Origin of the sequence: Micromonospora sp. NPDC050980 (assembly GCF_040653835.1) — a bacterium.
GTDB lineage: Bacteria > Actinomycetota > Actinomycetes > Mycobacteriales > Micromonosporaceae > Micromonospora.
Genome location: NZ_JBFAGS010000013.1, coordinates 38061 through 55753 on the forward strand (window position 1 = coordinate 38061; position 17693 = coordinate 55753).

The 17693-nt window shown below is 75.9% G+C and carries 10 protein-coding genes; 6 read left to right on the top strand and 4 right to left on the bottom strand.

Features of this window, described 5'->3' with window-relative positions:
• Positions 1-106 precede the first annotated feature (106 nt).
• The 3 genes from AB0H28_RS20000 (at position 107) to AB0H28_RS20010 (ending at position 2317) form a co-directional block, all read left to right on the top strand.
• Positions 107-556 (top strand): helix-turn-helix transcriptional regulator, encoded by a 450-nt coding sequence (locus AB0H28_RS20000; RefSeq protein ID WP_181572274.1) that lies wholly within the window; start codon positions 107-109, stop codon positions 554-556.
• Between the two features lie 131 nt (positions 557-687).
• A complete protein-coding gene (locus AB0H28_RS20005) occupies positions 688-1539 on the top strand; it encodes a PspA/IM30 family protein (protein WP_358042006.1) in 852 nt (283 codons plus the stop codon).
• A 16-nt stretch (positions 1540-1555) separates the two neighbouring features.
• Positions 1556-2317, top strand: coding sequence for a hypothetical protein (locus AB0H28_RS20010; protein ID WP_358042008.1), 762 nt, complete (start codon positions 1556-1558; stop codon positions 2315-2317).
• A gap of 41 nt (positions 2318-2358) precedes the next feature.
• Here AB0H28_RS20010 and AB0H28_RS20015 read toward each other — a convergent pair whose 3' ends face one another.
• Both AB0H28_RS20015 and AB0H28_RS20020 read right to left on the bottom strand, forming a co-directional pair.
• Positions 2359-5997 (bottom strand): multicopper oxidase domain-containing protein, encoded by a 3639-nt coding sequence (locus AB0H28_RS20015; protein ID WP_358042011.1) that lies wholly within the window; start codon positions 5995-5997, stop codon positions 2359-2361.
• Between the two features lie 170 nt (positions 5998-6167).
• Positions 6168-6959, bottom strand: coding sequence for a DNA-formamidopyrimidine glycosylase family protein (locus AB0H28_RS20020; RefSeq protein ID WP_358042014.1), 792 nt, complete (start codon positions 6957-6959; stop codon positions 6168-6170).
• Positions 6960-7066: 107 nt separating this feature from the next.
• Here AB0H28_RS20020 and AB0H28_RS20025 point away from each other — a divergent pair, with 107 nt between their 5' ends.
• Positions 7067-8314, top strand: a complete 1248-nt coding sequence (locus AB0H28_RS20025; RefSeq protein ID WP_358042017.1) for a hypothetical protein — start codon at positions 7067-7069, stop codon at positions 8312-8314.
• Positions 8315-8321: 7 nt separating this feature from the next.
• On the opposite strand, the gene AB0H28_RS20030 is transcribed toward AB0H28_RS20025, so the two are convergent.
• On the bottom strand, positions 8322-9119 hold the full coding sequence (locus tag AB0H28_RS20030) for an SAM-dependent chlorinase/fluorinase (protein ID WP_358042020.1): 798 nt from the start codon (positions 9117-9119) through the stop codon (positions 8322-8324).
• 44 nt (positions 9120-9163) lie between these two features.
• Entirely contained in the window at positions 9164-13951 is a 4788-nt protein-coding gene (locus tag AB0H28_RS20035) for a DEAD/DEAH box helicase (protein ID WP_358042023.1), read from the bottom strand.
• Between the two features lie 179 nt (positions 13952-14130).
• On the opposite strand from AB0H28_RS20035, the gene AB0H28_RS20040 reads away from it, so the two are divergent.
• Together AB0H28_RS20040 and AB0H28_RS20045 are read left to right on the top strand one after the other, a co-directional pair.
• Positions 14131-14484 (top strand): hypothetical protein, encoded by a 354-nt coding sequence (locus tag AB0H28_RS20040; RefSeq protein ID WP_358042025.1) that lies wholly within the window; start codon positions 14131-14133, stop codon positions 14482-14484.
• Between the two features lie 379 nt (positions 14485-14863).
• Positions 14864-17692 carry a Na+/H+ antiporter subunit A gene (locus tag AB0H28_RS20045; protein WP_358042027.1) on the top strand — a complete coding sequence of 943 codons (2829 nt, stop codon included), beginning with the start codon at positions 14864-14866 and terminating at the stop codon, positions 17690-17692.
• Position 17693: the final 1 nt, after the last annotated feature.

Sequence of the window (17693 nt, forward strand, 5' to 3'; positions counted from 1 at the left end):
ACAGGCGGGGTGGGATGTCGTCGTGGCGGTCAACGGGTACGGTTGCGGGAAGGCTCCGGCGGGCGCTGCCGGTCGGGCATGGTGACCCGTTTCAGGGGGAGGTGCGATGGTCCTGCTACGCCGGGTGATCGGTGACGCACTGCGGGCGCGCCGGCAGGGGCAGCACCGCACCCTCCGCGAGGTCTCGTCCGCCGCCAACGTCAGCCTCGGTTACCTCTCCGAGATCGAACGCGGCCAGAAGGAGCCGTCCAGCGAGCTGCTGGCCGCGATCTGCGACGCGCTCGGCGCCCGCCTGTCCGAGCTGCTGCGTGAGGTGAGCGACACGGTCGCCCTGGCCGAGCAGATGCCGGGGGTGTTGGTGCCGGTGGTCGACGAGCCGGTCGAGTCGACGCCGGTGGCCCCGCCCGCCGTGCGCAAGGCGACCAACCGCGGGGTCCGGCAGGTCACCTCCGACGGCGCGGTGGCCGTCCAGGTCCGGCAGGACTCCCCGCTCAAGGCGACGCTGCGCAGCACCCGGGTGCGCCCCGCCGAGCGGGACGTGGTCTGCGCCGCCTGACCTCGCCCGAGTCGCGCATGGCCGCCACTGGCGCTCACGTCGTAATGTTGATCAGGGTCGTACGGGTGCCGGGAGTGGCGTCCGACTGGGACGATGTAGGCGCGACGCTACTGTGAGGGGACGAGGCGGAGATGGCTAACCCGTTCGTCAAGGGTTGGAAATACCTGATGGCGGCCTTTGGCGCGAAGATCGACGAACACGCCGATCCGAAGGTGCAGATCCAGCAGGCGGTCGAGGAGGCGCAGCGGCAGCACCAGGCCCTGGTCCAGCAGGCGGCGGCGGTGATCGGCAACCAGCGTCAGCTGGAGATGAAGCTGTCCCGGCAGATCACCGAGGTGGAGCAGCTCCAGGGCAACGCCCGGCAGGCGCTCGCGCTGGCCGATCAGGCCCGGGCGAGGGGCGACGAGGCCGAGGCCGGCCGCTTCGAGCAGTCCGCCCAGATGCTCGCCACCCAACTGATCTCCGGCGAGCAGGCGCTGGAAGACCTCAAGACGCTGCACGACCAGGCGCTCAACGCGGCCGGGCAGGCCCGCAAGGCGGTCGAGAACAACTCGATGATCCTCCAGCAGAAGCTCGCCGAACGCACCAAGCTGCTCAGCCAGCTGGAGCAGGCCAAGATGCAGGAGAGCGTGGCCCGCTCGCTGGAGTCGATGTCGTCGCTCACCGCGCCGGCCAGCACCCCGTCGCTGAACGAGGTGCGCGAACGGATCGAGAGCCGCTACGCCACCGCCATGGGCCGGGCCGAGCTGGCCGGCAACTCGGTCGAGGGCCGGATGCTGGAGATCCAGAAGGCGTCCCTCGACTCGGCCGGCTCGGCCAGACTGGAGCAGATCCGGTCGAGCATGGCCGGCGAACAGCTCGGCGGTCGGCAGGAGCGCCCGGCGGTGGGGCAGCCGACCGACCCGGCGGCCGCGGCCAAGCTGGACGAGATCCGGGCCAGCATGAGCCGGGATCGCGGCGCCGGGGAGAGCACCACCGGCTGACGGACGGGGGAGACCCATGGTGGACGAGCGGGCGCGACACTTCCGCCGGTTGAGCCGGCTGCGGCGCTCGGCGCGGCGGTGGAGCGTCCTGGCCGGCGGGCTCGGCGGCGCCGCCGCGGTGCTCACCCCGTACGCCGGGCTGGGTCTGCCGGACGCGGCCTGGGCGGGCGCCGCGGGCAGTGCGATCGCTGTCGCGTTCTGGCGTTGGGCCGACCACCGGGCGCTCGCCGCCGTGCCGGCCCCGCCGGCGCTCGACCCGGCGGCGGCCGCCGCCCGATCCCGCGCCCGGCTGGTCGCCGCCGTCGAGCGGCTGCCCGTGGGCCCGGGCGTCCTCGCCGAGGTGCGCCGGGTCCGGTCCCGCCTCGCGCTGCGGGGCACCGCCGCGGCCGAGCCGTGGGCCAGGCTGGACCGGGCCGCGCTCACCCTGGGTGGCCTGGCCGGCCGGCTGACCGGGCTGGCCGAGCCGGCGGTCCGGGAGGCGGCCGAGGCGGATCGCTCCCTGCGCGAGTTGGCCACCCGGGTGGCGAGCGTGGAGGGCGCGCTCAAGCTGGCCCCGCGGGGGCCGCTCGCCGAGGTGCACGCCAAGCTCGTCACCCAGTTGGAGGACGGGGTGGCCGCCTACGAGCGGCTGGTGGTCGCCGCGGCCGGCTACGTGGCCGAGGACGCCCGGCCGGACACCCCGCACCCGGCCGCCTCCCGCCTCGCCGAGGCCACCGACCTGTTGCACGGCGTCGCCTCCGCCCTGGCCGAACTGCGCGCCCCGCTGCGCACTCCCTGACCGCCCGCGCCCGCCCGGCGGCGCGTCCCGCGTCGGCCGGGTCAGTCCGGGGTGGTCACCGGGATCGGCGGGGCCCAGGGGGAGATGCCGACGACGTTCGTCGCGCGTACCCGGTAGTGGTAGGTGACGCCGCGGGCCAGGCCGGTGTTGGTGAAGCCCCGGCCGGTCACCCGGAAGGTGGCCGGCTCCCGGGTGAAGCCCGGGTCGGCGGCGCGCTGCACGACGAATCCGGCGCCCGGCCCGGCCGGCATCTCGGCCGACCAGCTCAGCGTCACCGTGGCCGTGTCCCCGGACGGCGTGCCGGCGGTGGCGGTCACCCCGGTCGGCGCGGCCGGCCGGGGTGGGATGCGCACCGTGGCCACCGTGGACCAGGGTGACGCCGCACCCAGGTACGTCGTGCGTACCCGGTAGTAGTAGGTGGTGTCGGGGGCGACGGTCGGGTCCAGGTGGCTCTCGCCGACGGCGATCGCCGTGGTGCCCGGTCCGCTGGTGAACGTCGGATTGGTGGCCCGTTGCACGTCCACCCCGGTGGCGAAGGAGCGGTTCGCCCAACGCAGCGCCACCCGTGCCGGCGCGGCCGGCGGCACCGACGCGCTCAGCCGGGCCGGCGCGGCCAGCCGCACCGAGGCCGGCGCGCTGTTCGACCAGGCCGAGCAGCTCACCGCGTTCTCGGCCCGGATCCGGTAGTGGTAGGTGACGCCGGGGGTGACCGTCGCGTCCGTGTAGCGGGTGGCGGTGGCGGCCACGGTGATCTCGGTGCGGCCGGCCGTGAAGGCGCTGTCGGTGGCGCGTTGCAGCCGGTGGCTGGTGGCCGGCGGGCGGCTGCCGTTGCCGGTCCAGGCCAACGCGATGGCGGGCAGCGCGGTGGCCGTGCCCGGGGCCGGGGTAGCGGTCAGCCCGGTCGGCGCCCGGGGCGTCACCCGCAGCACCAACGGCCGGCTCATGCCCTGGTCGCGCAGCCCCGCCGAGCGGGTCTGCCAGCGGTACTCCCAGCCGAGGTTGACCAGTTGGTTGACCACCACCGCAGGCCGGCCGTCGGCCGGACTGACCCCGCCGGAGTCCAGGCGCGCGCCGGCCGGCCGGGTCGGGTCGAGCAGCCGTACGCTGTCGCCGATGGTGAACGGCAGGCCGGGCGCGACGGGACGCAGCGCCACGATCACGTCCTCCCGCGGATTGACCCGGACGGTGTCCTTCCACCCCAGTTCGCCACCGTCCGGCGGGCGCAGCGTGCCGTCCCAGCCGACCCGGTTGACCAGCTGCACGTCGCAGCCCTCGACGTGCACCGGGTGGGTGCGGTCCGCGCCGCCGACGATCCGCCAGAGCTGCGTGCCGTCGCCCGGCGCGCCCACCGGCACGGCCGGGTCGGTCACGAACAGCACCTCGGTGGCCGGTTCGGCGGGACCGAGCGGCAGGACGGCCGGGGCGAGCGGGCCACCGATCGGGTGGCCGACCCCGAGTCGCCCGACGGCCCGGCCGTGCCGGGGCTCGAACACCTGCCCGACCGACTTCACCGACAGCGGCAACGTCACCGGGGCGGACGCGCCGGCCGGGGTGAAGGTGACCGAGGTGGCCCGCGCCGGGACGAGGGTCGGGCCGGCGGTGCGGGTGCCGAACGCCGGGTCGTACGCGGGTTGCGGCACGATCGGCGGCGGCTGGCTCTGCGCGTACGCGCCGGGCAGCCGGGCGGCGAGGCGCCGCCTGTCGAAGCGGGCCGCCGGGGTGCCGGTGACCCGGATCTGGAGCAGCGTGCGGGTGTTCGGGCCGTAGCCGGGATGCGCCGGCGGCGGGCCACCCGAGGCGGTGCGGTCCGCCGCGCCGGTGTGGTGGTCGTGGCGGCTGTCGAACCGGGGCAGCGGCGCCGGGCAGTCGTTGTAGAGGATGAGGGTGCCGCCCGGCGGCACGGTGGAGAAGTCCACCACCACGTCGGCGCGCTCGCCGGGGGCGAGCAGCAGCGCGTGCCCGTCCACGTTGAGCACTGTCGGGTCCTGCCGGTCGTACCGGTAGCCGACCGGCCGGTTGGCCCGCACCACCGGGGCCGGCAGGAGGCCGGCGTCGTTGCCGATCTGGATCAGCTCCGGCCCGGCGGCGGCCGGGTCGGGCACGCCGCCGTCACGCCCGTCGACCGGCCAGCACGCCGGTCGTCCGGCCGCCCGGACCGCCTCGACCATCGGCACCTCGCCGGCGAGCGGGTCGGCCGCGCCGCCGTCCGGCGCCCACATGGGTGCGTCCGCGGCGGCCCGGTAGAGCTGGAGGTTGAGCGCCCGGTCGACGCAGGCGTTCAGGATCCGGAACCGGTACGCCCGCGGAGCCACCTCCAGGTACGGGTAGGCCACCCCGTTGACCAGCGGCGTGTCCCCGTACGCCTCGGGTACCGCCGACGGGTGCGGCACGCCCGGGACCAGCGGCGGCTCGTCCGGGTCGGTGACCGGGTCGTGGTGCGGGTTCGGCACCGGCGCGACCCACGGACTCGCCCCGCCGTCCGGATCGTGGGTCCACGGCCCGTAGTCCCAGCGGCCGGTCGGGTTGGTGCCGCTGAGCCGGTACGGGTTCTGCCGGGGCTGGTAGACGTGCGGGTGCCAGAGGCTGCCCTTGGCGCCCCAGCGGTAGCGATCCCAGGTCGGGTCCTGGGCGGCGAGCTGGGCGTCGTCCGGCACGAACGTCTTGTCCTCGATCACCAGCGGAAGCTGGTCGGCGGGCAGCACGCCGTCGTCGACCAGCCGTTCCTCGGCCGGGTCGGTGAGCAGATAGAGCGCGAGCTGCCCGGAGTAGACGGTGAGCCGGGACAGGCCGAGGGTGTTGTCGTGCAGCCACATCAGCCGGCCGCTCTGGTCGTTGGGGAAGTAGAGCGTGGTGGCGCCCGCGCCGGGGTCCGGCATGTCGGGCACCGGCGTCACGCCCACTCCCACCCGGTACGGGGTGATCTCGCCGGCCGGGGTCACCCACTGCCACGGGTTGCCGGCGCTGATCCATCCGGTCCGTGCGCCGGCCAGGTGTGGCACCGCCCGGTTCTGCGGATAGGGGGCGGGGCCACCCAGTGGTCCGGTGCCGGCCCCGTCGACCGTCTCGTCGACCGGCAGGAACAGCTCCCCGGCGCGGCCGGTGGGGAGCTGGTTGATGAACTTGATCCGCACCGGTCGGCCTCGTCGGGCCACGATCATCGGACCGAGGTGCCAGGGCCGGTCGGGCGGGCTCACCGTGTTGTGGCCGGAGCCGTCGGTGCCCAGGTTGAGCTGGCGGTAGCCGCGCAGCCGGGTGGCGGGCAGGTCCCGGTGCAGGCGCTGCGCGTACTCCTGGAGGCCGATCTCGTAGTAGTCGCAGCCCGGCCAGGTGATGGTGTCCGGCACGGCGACCGGCAGCCGGGCGCCGAGCCCGGCGGTGGCCGGGCGGCCGGGCAGCGGCAACGGGTCGACGAACTTGCGGATGCCGGTGCCGGGCACCGGACGGCCGGCCGGGTCGAGCGCGGGCAACGGGCTGCCGGCGGTGTTCGGCACCGGCCCGAACAGGCGCGGCGCGGCGGCCGGGTCCAGGCTGGCCGGTCCGACCGCCGCCTGCGCTACCGGTGCGACCGGCTCGGCCGGCCGGTGGTCCGCGGCGCGGGCGGCGGGAACGGCGGGTGGGGTCTCCTCGGCGACGTCGGCCCGGTCCGGCCGACCGGCCCGGAGTCTGCGGAACAGCACCATGGCTCTCCCCGGGATCGGGGCGCGCCGGCCGTCACCCCGGCGTGGCGGGCGTACGCGCTGCTGACGATCGGTGAGCGGTCCACAGCAGCATGCGACACCGAACGCGTGGGAGGGAATTACCCAATCGTCCGTATCTCAGGTGATCTTATATGGTTCGTAGAAGTTCCACGTCAGTCGCGTTCCGGTTGGCAGACCGGACACCAGTAGGTGACCCGCTCACCCAGCTCCTCCTTGCGGATCGCCGTCCCGCAGCGCCGGCAGGGCTGCGCCCGGCGGCCGTAGACGTAGCTGGTCCCACCCCGGCGCAGCACTCCGGTGGTGCTCTGCGTCCAGCGGCCCCGGTTGGCCGCCAGCAGCCGCTGGGCCAGCCCGACCGTGCCGGGCAGGTCGGGCACCGCCCGCACCGGCGTCCACGGGGACACCCCGCGCAGGAAGAGGACCTCGCACTTGTAGAGGTTGCCCACCCCGGCCAGGTTGCGCTGGTCGAGCAGCGCCTCGCCGATGCTCCGCTCCGGCTGCGCGGCCAGCCGGCGGACCGCCTCGTCCGGATCCCAGTCCGGGCCGAGCAGGTCCGGGCCGAGGTGCCCGACCAGCGAGGTCTCCTCGGCGGTCGGGACCAGCGCCAGCTCGTGCAGGTGGTAGCCGACCGCGACCGCGTCGGGGGACCGCAGCACGACCCGGATCAGGTGGGCCGGCCGCACGCCCCACCGCTCGCCCGGCGCGTACGCCCGCCAGGCGCCGTCCATCCGCAGGTGTGAGTGCAGCGTCCGATCCTCGCCGGCCGGGTCGCGCAGGCGCAGCAGCAGGTGCTTGCCCCGGCTGGCCGACTCGCGGACGGTCCAGCCGGTCAGGTCGGCGGTGGCGAGCTGCGGCACCCGGAAGTCCGACCCGGTGAGGCGGACCCCGGCCAGCGCGCGCTCCAGCACGCGGGCGGTGTTCCAGACGGTGTCACCTTCGGGCACGTGACCATTCTCCCTGACCGAGTGAAATTCATGAATTTCGCTATTTGTACCTATGTTCCCATTCATCCTTGGGGCGGCAAGGATCAGGGGGTTCTGAGGAGAATCCCATGGCCCGTGCCCGCCGTACCCTGATCGCCCTGACCGCCCTGCTCACCCTGGCCGCCGGCGTGCCCGGCACCCCCGCGACGGCCGCCCCACCGGCCGCCGCCGCGCCGTCGGGCACCGCCGCGCCCGGCGCCGAGCGCTGGTCCGCCGACCTCGCCGTCGCCGGCGGCGACGACGTCAACGTCACCTGGCGCGCCGGCCGCCTGCGGCTGACCGACCCCCACCCCGCCGCCCGCACCCGGCCCGCCGCGGCGTCCGGGCCGGTCGCCGAGGGCATCCTGCTCTCCGCGCCCCGCGCGCTGGACCGGCCCGCCACCCGGGTACGCGCCCGGCTCGCCGCCCGCACCGGCGACGGCGGCACGGCGACGGCCCAGGTGCGCGGCTGGCGGTCCGGCCGCTGGACCGAGTGGCGCGACGCCGCCGAAGCCGTCTTCGGCCAGCCGGTCACCCGGGTCCAGGCCCGCGTCGTGCTGACCGCCCCGGGCCCGGCGGCGCAGGCCACCGTGACCGGGCTGACGCTCGCCGCCGACCAGGCCGCCCCCACCGCGGCCCTGCCGACCGCCGCCCGCACCTACCGGGCGTACGCGACCAGGATCGGTCTCGTCGGCGGCGTCACCGCAAACGGGCACACCGTCGGCGTCCGCGACCACTTCGCGGCGCTGCCCAGCCGACGTGGCCTCGCCCCGCGCGGGACCGGCGACTACACGGTCAAGGTCTGCACCACCGGCGGCAGCCGCTGCGAGTACGCGCCGGTCTGGGACGTCGGCCCGTGGAACACCCGCGACGACTGGTGGAACCCGCCGGCCGTCCGGGAGAACTGGAAGGACCTGCCGCAGGGGCTGCCCGAAGCCCAGGCCGCCTACCAGGACGGCTACCACGGCGGGCGGGACCAGTTCGGGCGGACCGTGCGCAACCCCGCCGGCCTCGACCTGGCCGACGGCACGTTCACAGACGGGCTGCGGCTCACCGACAACGCCTGGGTGGACGTGACCCTGCTCTGGACCGGCGGCGGGGCGCGGGCGATCGTCGGCTCCGGGCCGCTGAACCTGCGCACCGGGGCGGGCACCGCCCACCCCAGCCGGGGCCTGGCCGCCACGTCCGCCCAGGTGCCGGTGCAGTGCTACGTGACCGGCCAGCGGATCGCCGGGACCTACCGCACCACGACCAGGTGGTACCGCCTGGTCGGCGGCGACTACGTCAGCCACGCCTACCTGTCCTCGGTCTACGGCGGCACCGTGCCCCGCTGCTGACCGGGACTCAGGAGGTGGTCACGGCGATCACGTCGCCGGGGGCGACGTCGAGGACACCGGCGGCGTGGCCGGTGCGCACCGCCACGGCCACCAGGCCGGCCGAGTCGACGTAGACCACCAGCCCACCCGGCTCCGCGTCGGAGAACGTGCGGCCGTGCACCGCCACCCGACCGGACACCCGCACCCGGGCCGGCAGCCCGTCGAGCAGCGCGCCGGGCGCGGCGAGCTGGACGTTGCCGAAATGGTCGACGGTCAACACCTCGGCGGTGAACCCGCCGGCGTCGGCTCGCACCACCGGCTCCGGCAGCCGGACCAGGGCCGCCGGGTCGACGGCCGGCCCGGCACCGGACAGCGGCGCGCCGAGCGCCAACCGGGCCGCCACCGGCACGAACACGTCCCGCCCGTGGAAGGTGCGGGACACGGTGGGCGCGAGCCACTCCGGGTTGGTCAGCTCCACCGCCCCGGTCACCCCGCCGAGCGCCTCCGCCGCCGGCAGCAGCAGGCCGTTGTCCGGCCCGACCAGCAGCCCACCGGGCGTGGCCAGCGCGACCCCGCGCCGCTCGGTGCCCACCCCCGGGTCGACCACCCCGACGTGCACCCCGGGCGGCAGGTAGGGCACCGTCTGCGCCAGCACCGTCGCGCCCCGCCGGACGTCGGCCGGCGGCACCAGATGCGTCACGTCGATCACCCGCGCGGCCGGTGCGAGCCGGGCCAGCACCCCGTGACACGCCGCCACGAACCCGTCGGAGAGCCCGTAGTCGGTGGTCAGTGAGACATGCGGCCCGCTCGTCGGGTGACGTGCCATCGGCTTCCTCCTCGGCGTCGTCCGGACTGGTCGGCAGGGGCGGGTCAGCCGCGCAGGCGCAGCCCCCGGGGAGTGGCCCGGAAACCGGCGGCGGTGAGCGCGTCGCGCAACGGGGAGGCGTGCACCGCCTCGCCGTCCGCGCGCTCCACCGAGATCGCGCCGAGCGCGCCCGAGTGCACCGCGTCGGCGAGCGCCTTGCCCGCCGCGCCGAGCGTGTCGGTGTCGTCGGTGAACGACAGGATCGTCCGCCCGCCCCGTTCGACGTAGAGCACCAGATCGCCGCCGACCAGCACGACAAGTGCCCCCGCCTTGCGCCCGGCCCGGTGGCCGGCGGCCGGGGCCGTCCCGTCCCCGGAGTCGACCACGCGGTCCGGCCAGGGCAGCGCCGCGCCGTACGGGTTCGCCGGGTCGGTCGCGGCCAGCACCACGGTCGGCCCGCCGCCGCTCCGGCCGCCATCCGCCGGATCGGCCAGCGCCCGGATGCGGTCGACCGCGCCGGGCACCGCGAACTGCGCCGCGCCCAGACCCTCGACGAAGTAGCCGCGCCGGGCCGCCCCGCGTTCCTCCAGCGCGGCCAGCACCGGGTAGACCGCGGCGAAACCGCCGGTCACCTGCTCGGCCACGACCGCGCCCCGGGTCACCACGCCGTGCCGCTCCAGCAGCAGGTCGGCCAGGGCGGCGGCTCGACGGGTCGGGTCCAGGTCGCGGTCGGGCAGCCGGGACCAGCGCCCGGCCATGGTCGGCGGGCCGCCCCGGCTGGGCAGCGCCACCCGGCCGGGGCGGCGGTAGCGGGTGCGCGGGGCCGCCGGCCGGGACCGGTGCGCCCCGCCGGCGCCCAACGCGGCGCGCAGCGGCGCCAGCGTGTCGTTGGTCAGGTGGCCGGCCCAGACCAGATCCCACACCACCGCCGACAGGGCGGCGTCGTCGGTGGCGCCGACCCGGTCGGAGAGCGAGCGGAAGAAGAGCGCCTGCCCGTCGGCGAGCGCGTCGAGCACCGCCTCGTGGGTCGGGGTGAGCGTCAGCGCCTCGTCCGGCGGCGGCAGCAGCAGCGGCGCGACGTCGGCGTACGCCAGCGTCACCCACCCGTCGCCGCCGGAGATCGCCCCGGCGCCGGCCCACACCACCTCGCCGCCGGCGCACAGCTCGTCGAGCTGCGCGGGCGAGTAGTCGGCCACCCGGGCGGGCAGCACCAGCCGTTCCAACGCGGACGCCGGCACGGTCACGCCCTGCAACTGCTCGACGGCGGCGGCGACCGCCTCGACACCGCGGGCCGACGAGCCGACCTGCTGCCAGCGGGGCAGGAACGCGGCCAGCGCGCGGGGCGGCACCGGCTCGATCTCCCGGCGCAGCGCCGCCAGGGAGCGGCGGCGCAACATGCGCAGCACCTCGGCGTCGCACCACTGCGTGCCGACGCTGTCCGGGGCGAACTCGCCGGAGACCACCCGACCGTTGGCCGCCAGCCGGCGCAGCGCCTGCTCGACCACGAACACGCCGAGCCCGAACCGGGCCGCGCAGGTGGCCGCCGCGAACGGACCGTGGGTGCGGGCGTACCGGGCGACCAGGTCGCCGAGCGGGTCGGCCACCGGGGCGAGGTGGGCGTCGGCCACCCCGACCGGCAACGCCACCCCGAGCGCGTCGCGCAGCCGGGCCGCGTCCTCGACGATCACCCAGCGCTCCTCGCCGGCGATCCGCACCCGCAGCACCCGGCGGGCCGCCGCCAGCTCCTCGGGCCAGGCCGCCGGCACGCCCCGCTCGGCCAGCTCGGCGCCGCTCAGGTCACCGACCACCCGGAGCAACTCGACCACGTCCTCGGCGTCGCGGGGACGCCGCTGCCCGGTGCGCCACCGTAGCTGCCGTTCGGTCTCGGCGAGCACCGCCGGGTCGAGCAGCTCCCGCAGGTCGACCCGGCCGAGCAGCTCACCGAGCAACCCGGAGTCGAGCGCCAGCGCGGCGGCACGCCGCTCGGCCAGGGGCGCGTCGCCCTCGTAGAGAAACGCCCCGACATAGCCGAAGAGCAGCGACCGGGCGAACGGGGACGGGCGCTCGGACTCCACTTCGACCAGGCGCACCTTGCGGGCGGCCAGGTCGCGCATCAGCTCGGCCAGGGCCGGCTGGTCGAAGACGTCCTGCAGACACTCCCGGGCGGCCTCCAGGGTGACCGGGAAGTCGGCGTACTCGCGGGCCACGTCGAGGAGCTGCGCGGCCCGCTGGCGCTGCTGCCAGAGCGGTTGCCGGCGGCGCGGGTCACGGCGCGGTAGCAGCAGCGACCGGGCCGCGCACTCCCGGAACCGGGAGGCGAACAGCGCCGACGTGCCGACCGACTCCTCGACCAGCTGGGCGATCTCGTCCGGCTCGAAGACCACCACGTCGGCGCCGGGCGGCTCCTCGGCGGTGTCCGGCAGCCGGACCACGATGCCGTCGTCGGAGGGCATGACCTGGGCGTCGACGCCGTAGCGCTCGGCCAGCCGACGGCCGATGGCGAGCGCCCACGGCCCGTTGACCCGCGCGCCGAGCACGGAGTGCACGGCCAGCCGCCAGTCGCCCAGCTCGTCGCGGAAGCGTTCGACCACCACCGTCCGGTCGTCGGGCAGCGAGCGGGTGGCCGTCTTCTGCTCGCGCAGGTAGGTCATCAGGTTGCCGGCGGCCCAGTCGTCCAGCCCGCCGGCCCGCAGCGCCGCCACCGCGTCGGCGTCGGACTGCCGCAGCAGCGCCCGGACCCGGGCGCCGATCGCCCGGCCCAGCTCGACCGGGCGGCCGAGCTGGTCGCCCTTCCAGAACGGCATCCGGGCGGCCTGGCCCGGGGCGGGGGAGACCAGCACCCGGTCGGGGGTGATCTCCTCGATCCGCCAGGACGACGAGCCGAGCAGGAACACGTCGCCGACCCGCGACTCGTAGACCATCTCCTCGTCCAGCTCGCCGACTCGGGCGGCCCGCTCGGCCCCGGCCAGGAAGACCCCGAACAGGCCCCGGTCGGGGATGGTGCCACCACTGGTCACGGCGAGCCGCTGGGCGCCGGGCCGCCCGGTCAGCACGTCGGCCGCCCGGTCCCAGACCAGCCGGGGGCGCAGCTCGGCGAACGCGGTGGACGGGTAACGGCCGGAGAGCATGTCGAGCACCGCGTGCAGCGCCGAGTCGGGCAGCTCGGCGAAGGGCGCCGCCCGGCGGACCAGCACGGCCAGGTCACCGAGCCGCCACGGCTCCAGGGCGACCATGGCGACGATCTGTTGCGCCAGCACGTCGAGCGGGTTGCGCGGGTAGTGCAGCTCCTCGATCGCGCCCACCCCCATCCGCTCGGCGACCACCGTGCAGGAGAGCAGGTCGCCGCGGTGCTTGGGGAAGACCACGCCCCGGGAGACCGCGCCCACCTGGTGCCCGGCCCGGCCCACCCGTTGCAGCCCGGCCGCCACGCTCGGCGGCGCCTCGATCTGCACCACCAGGTCGACCGCGCCCATGTCGATGCCCAGCTCCAGGCTGGAGGTGGCGACCACGGCGGGCAGCTGACCGGACTTGAGTGCCTCCTCGATGTGCTTGCGCTCCTCCCGGGAGACGCTGCCGTGGTGCGCGCGGGCGATCACCGTGGGCGCGCCGGCCGCCGCGCCGGACTGCGCCATCACCTCGGCCGGCTGCCGGGGCGCGCGCACCGGCCCGACCGGCCCGCCGAAGGCATCCGCGCCGCGCCGCGCGCCCAGGCCCGCCGGGCCCGCGCCGCGGCCGGTCGCCGGGCCCGCGCCGTCGGTCGCGCCGCCGCCGGTCGCCTCGCCGCCGGCCGGTGGGCCGCCGTCGCCGGTCGCCGGGCCGTCGCGGCCGGGCAGGAGATCGGATACGCGCACCGGAGCCCCGCCCCGGGCCACGCGGGCGGAGCCCGGGGCGGCCGGCGCCTCGACCTCCTCGGCGGCCAGCTCGTTGAGGCGGGCGCAGAGCCGTTCGGCGCCGCGCCGGGAGTTGGTGAAGACGATTGTGGACCGGTGCGCGCGGATCAACGCGAGCACCCGCTCCTCGACCGCGGGCCAGATCGACGGCCGGCGTGGGCCGAGCCCGCCCAACTCGTCCTCCGGCGGCTCCTGCTCGTCGAGGCGGGTCATGTCCTCCACCGGGACCTGGACGCTGACCTCGATGGTCTTGTCGGCCGCCGGCTGCACCACGTCGACCGGGCGCGCGCCGCCGAGGAAGCGGGCGCAGACGTCGATCGGCCGCACCGTGGCGGAGAGCCCGATCCGCTGGGCGGGCCGGTCGAGCAGCGCGTCGAGGCGCTCCAGGGAGAGCGCCAGGTGGGCGCCGCGCTTGGTGCCGGCCACCGCGTGCACCTCGTCGACGATCACCGTGTCCACCCCGCGCAGTGAGTCGCGGGCCGCGGAGGTGAGCAGCAGGAACAGTGACTCGGGGGTGGTGATGAGGACGTCCGGCGGGGTGCGGGCGAAGGCCCGTCGCTCGTCGGTCGGAGTGTCACCGGTGCGCATCCCGACGGTGATGTCGGGCGGAACGAGGCCGAGCCGGGTGGCGGCCTGGCGGACGCCGATGAGCGGGGTGCGCAGGTTGCGCTCCACGTCGACGGCGAGCGCCTTGAGCGGGCTGACGTAGAGCACCCGGCAGCGCCGCCGGGGATCGGCCGGCGGTGGCTCCTTGCCGAGCCGGTCGAGCGACCACAGGAAGGCCGCCAGCGTCTTGCCGGAACCGGTCGGGGCGACCACCAGGGCGTTGCGGCCGGCGGCGACGGAGCGCCATGCCCCGGCCTGGGCGGGGGTGGGCGCCGCGAACGCCGCGGTGAACCACTCCCGGGTCGCCGCGCCGAATTCCGCCAGCGCCCCGCCTGTCGGTGCCACCTCGTCCGCCACGCCACCATCCTGCCGCGCCGGTGTGACATCGGACCCGCCCCGGGTTTGGTTCTGTCCCACCGACGCGGTTGAAGGGGGGTCTATAGGTCTTTAATCCGTTAAGTCTCACTTAACTGCTTGCTTGCAACCCACAACATAAAGTAACTTCACTCGCGACGTGGCGCGAGCTGGAGGCATGGATGACCGTTGACGAGCGAGGCTCCGGGCTCGGCACCGACGTGCTCATCCGCAAGGTCGACAGTCGGCTCGCGACGCTCCGCACCGGTCTGCACGGCACGGAGCTCGAACTGGCCGAGGAACTGGCCCGGCGCCTGCGCGAGCTGGTCGTCGCCACCGCCTGTGCCAGCGCCGCCGACCGGGCGCTGGTCCGCGCCGCGGTGCACTACTTCGTCCTGCGCCGGGAGAGTCGGGACGCCCGGCTGCCGGTCCGCTCGCTTGCCGACGCGCAGCGCGTCGTCGATCGCACCGCCCGCCAGCTCGCCGGCTCGGACCCCACCGCCGCGTCCCGCCGCGACCCCGCCCCGCTGCGCTGACTGGGTCCCCGGTCCGCGACCTGACACCCGCACCACCTCGCTCCGGTCGCGCACGGCCGGCTGTTCCGCAACAAGAGAGCACTGTCCCACATGTTGAGGAAGATGAAGATCTTGGAAGCAAACGGCCCCTATGGGGGCCGATTCACACCAAGATCTCGCCGAGCGCCGAGCGCCGAGCGCCGAGCGCCGAGCGCCGAGCGCCGAGCGCCGAGCGCCGAGCGCCGAGCGCCGAGCGCCGAGCGCCGAGCGCCCGGGTTGTGAGGAGGTGCGGCGGTCGGGCGGGTTTCCGGAAAAGCGGCGCGGCCGGGTGGGAAGTGGCGTGTGATCGGTCGTGCCCCCAGCGTGCGCCGCCGCGCTGTCACCTCGACCGGGAGTGTTAGTGCTCGTCCTGCTGATCCTGCACCTGGTGGCGGCGCTGTTCGCCCCGCTGCTGGTCCGCAGGTGGGGCCCGCGCGCCTGCCTGCTGCTCGCGGCCGTCCCGGCTGCCGGGGCCGGCTGGGCGGTGGCGCACACCGGCGCGGTACGCGACGGCGGCGCGGTGGTCGAGACGTACCCCTGGATCGCCCAGCTCCGGTTCGACCTCGCGCTGCGGGTCACCACGCTGTCCTGGCTGATGATGCTGCTGGTCGGCGGCGTCGGCGCGCTCGTGCTGGTCTACTCCGCCCGCTACTTCCCGCCCGGCTCGGTCGGCCTGGGCCGGTTCGCCGCGGTGCTGGTGGCCTTCGCCGGCGCGATGCTGGGCCTCGTCGTCTCCGACGACCTGCTGCTGCTCTACGTCTTCTGGGAGCTGACCACGGTCTTCTCCTACCTGCTCATCGGGCACAGCACCGAGCGCCGGGCCAGCCGGTGGGCCGCCGCCCAGGCACTCACCGTCACCACGCTGGGCGGGCTGGCGATGCTTGTCGGTTTCCTGCTGCTCGGCCAGCACGCCGGAAGTTACCGCTGGTCCGCGGTGACTGCCGCGCCGCTGCCCGGCGGCGGCTGGCTGACCACCGCGGTGCTGCTCGTCCTGGCCGGCGCGTTGGCGAAGTCCGCGGTGTTCCCGTTCAACGCCTGGCTGCCGGTGGCGATGGCGGCGCCCACGCCGGTCAGCGCGTACCTGCACGCCGCCGCGATGGTGAAGGCGGGCGTCTTCCTCATCGGGCTGCTCGGGCCGGCGCTCGCCCCCGCCGGGCCGTGGCGACCGGTCACCGTGGTCGCCGGGCTGGTCATCCTGGTCGCCGGCGGCTGGGCGGCGCTGCGCCAGTGCGACCTCAAGCTGCTGCTGGCGTACGGGACGGTCAGCCAGCTCGGCCTGCTCGCGGTGGTGCTCGGGGCCGGCACCCCGCACGCGGCCCTGGCCGGCGTCGCCATGCTGGCCGCGCACGCGCTGTTCAAGTCCGCGCTCTTCCTCGTCGTCGGCATCCTCGACCACGAGGCGGGCAGCCGGGACCTGCGGGACCTGTCCGGGGTGGGCCGGGCCGCGCCGGTGCTGGCCACCGTCGCCACGCTGGCGGCGGCGTCGATGGCCGGGGTGCCACCGCTGCTCGGGTTCGTGGCCAAGGAGGCGGTGCTCGCCGCGTTCACCGACCACCCGTGGGTGCTGGCGGCGCTGGTCGTCGGCAGCGCGTTGACGGTGGCCTACACCATCCGCTTCCTGTGGGGCGCGTTCGGCACCCGACCCGGCGTCGCAGACACCGAGGTGCACCGGCCACCCGCCGCGATGCTCGTGCCGCCGGCGCTGCTCGCCGTCACCGGGTTCGCCGCCGGGCCGGCCGCCGGGTGGCTGAGCGGCCTGCTCGAACCGTACGCGGAGCTGTTCGGCCCGGTCGACGAGCACCTGGCGCTCTGGCACGGGCCGACCACGGCGCTCGGCCTCTCCGCCCTGGTGCTGGCCGGCGGCGCGGCGCTGCACCTGGTCCGCGGCCCGCTCGCCCCGGCGCTGACCCGGCTGCGCTCGCCGGTCTCCGGCAGCCAGGGGTACGAGTGGGTGGTCAACCGCTTCGACCGGGTCGCCATCGAGGTCACCAGCGTCACCCAACGCGGCTCGCTGCCGCAGTACCTCGGCACCGTCCTGGCGGCGCTGGTGCTGGTGCCGGGCGGGGCGGTGGTGGCCACCGCGCCGTGGCGGGTCGAGCTGGTGCCCTGGGACAGCCCGACCCAGCTCGTGGTCTGCGTGGTGCTCGCGGTCGCCGCGGTGCTCGCGGTCGGCGCCCGCCGCCGGCTCACCGCGATGCTGCTGGTGGGCGTCACCGGCTACGGCACGGCGATGATGTTCGTCCTCTACGGCGCGCCGGACCTGGCGCTCACCCAGTTCCTGGTGGAGACCGCCACCATCGCCGTCTTCGTGCTGGTGCTGCGGCGGCTGCCGGAACGTTTCTCGGCCCGCCCGCTGCGCCGCAGCCGGTGGGTGCGCCGGGGCGTCGGGGCCGCCGCCGGGCTGGTGATGGCCGCTCTGGCGCTGGCCGCGGCCGGGGCCCGGCGCGCGCCGTCGATCTCCGCGGCCTTTCCCGACCTCGCCGTCGCCGAAGGGTACGGCCGCAACGTGGTAAACGTGACCCTGGTCGACATCCGCGCCTGGGACACCATGGGCGAGATCTCGGTGCTCGTGGTGACCGCGACCGGGGTGGCCAGCCTGATCTTCGAGCGGTCCCGCACCGGCCCGCGCCCGCGTCGGCTCCGCCCCGAGCTGCCGCGCCCCGGGTCGACCGTCTGGCTCCGGGGCGGCCCGACGTTGCGCGAGCGGCGGCGCTCGATCGTGTTCGAGGTGGTCACCCGGCTGATCTTCCACACCGTGCTGGTCTTCTCGCTGTTCCTGCTCTTCTCCGGGCACAACGCCCCGGGCGGCGGGTTCGCCGGCGGACTGGTCGCCGGCCTCGCGTTGACCCTGCGCTACCTGGCCGGCGGCCGGTACGAGCTGGCGGAGGCGGCGCCGGTCGGCGCGGGCACGGTGCTCGGCGCGGGCCTGGCCGTCTCGGTCGGCGGCGGCGTGCTCGGCCTGCTGCTTTCCGGCGCGGTGCTGCAGAGCGTCAAGGTGAACCTGTGGCTGCCCCTGATCGGCCACTTCTATGTGGTCACCTCGCTCTTCTTCGACATCGGCGTCTATCTGGTGGTGGTCGGGCTGGTGCTGGACATCCTGCGCAGCCTGGGCGCCGAGGTGGACCGGCACGTCGAGGCCGCCGGCGAGCCGGGCCGCGGCCTGACCATCCAGCGCGAGGGGCCCTCATGAA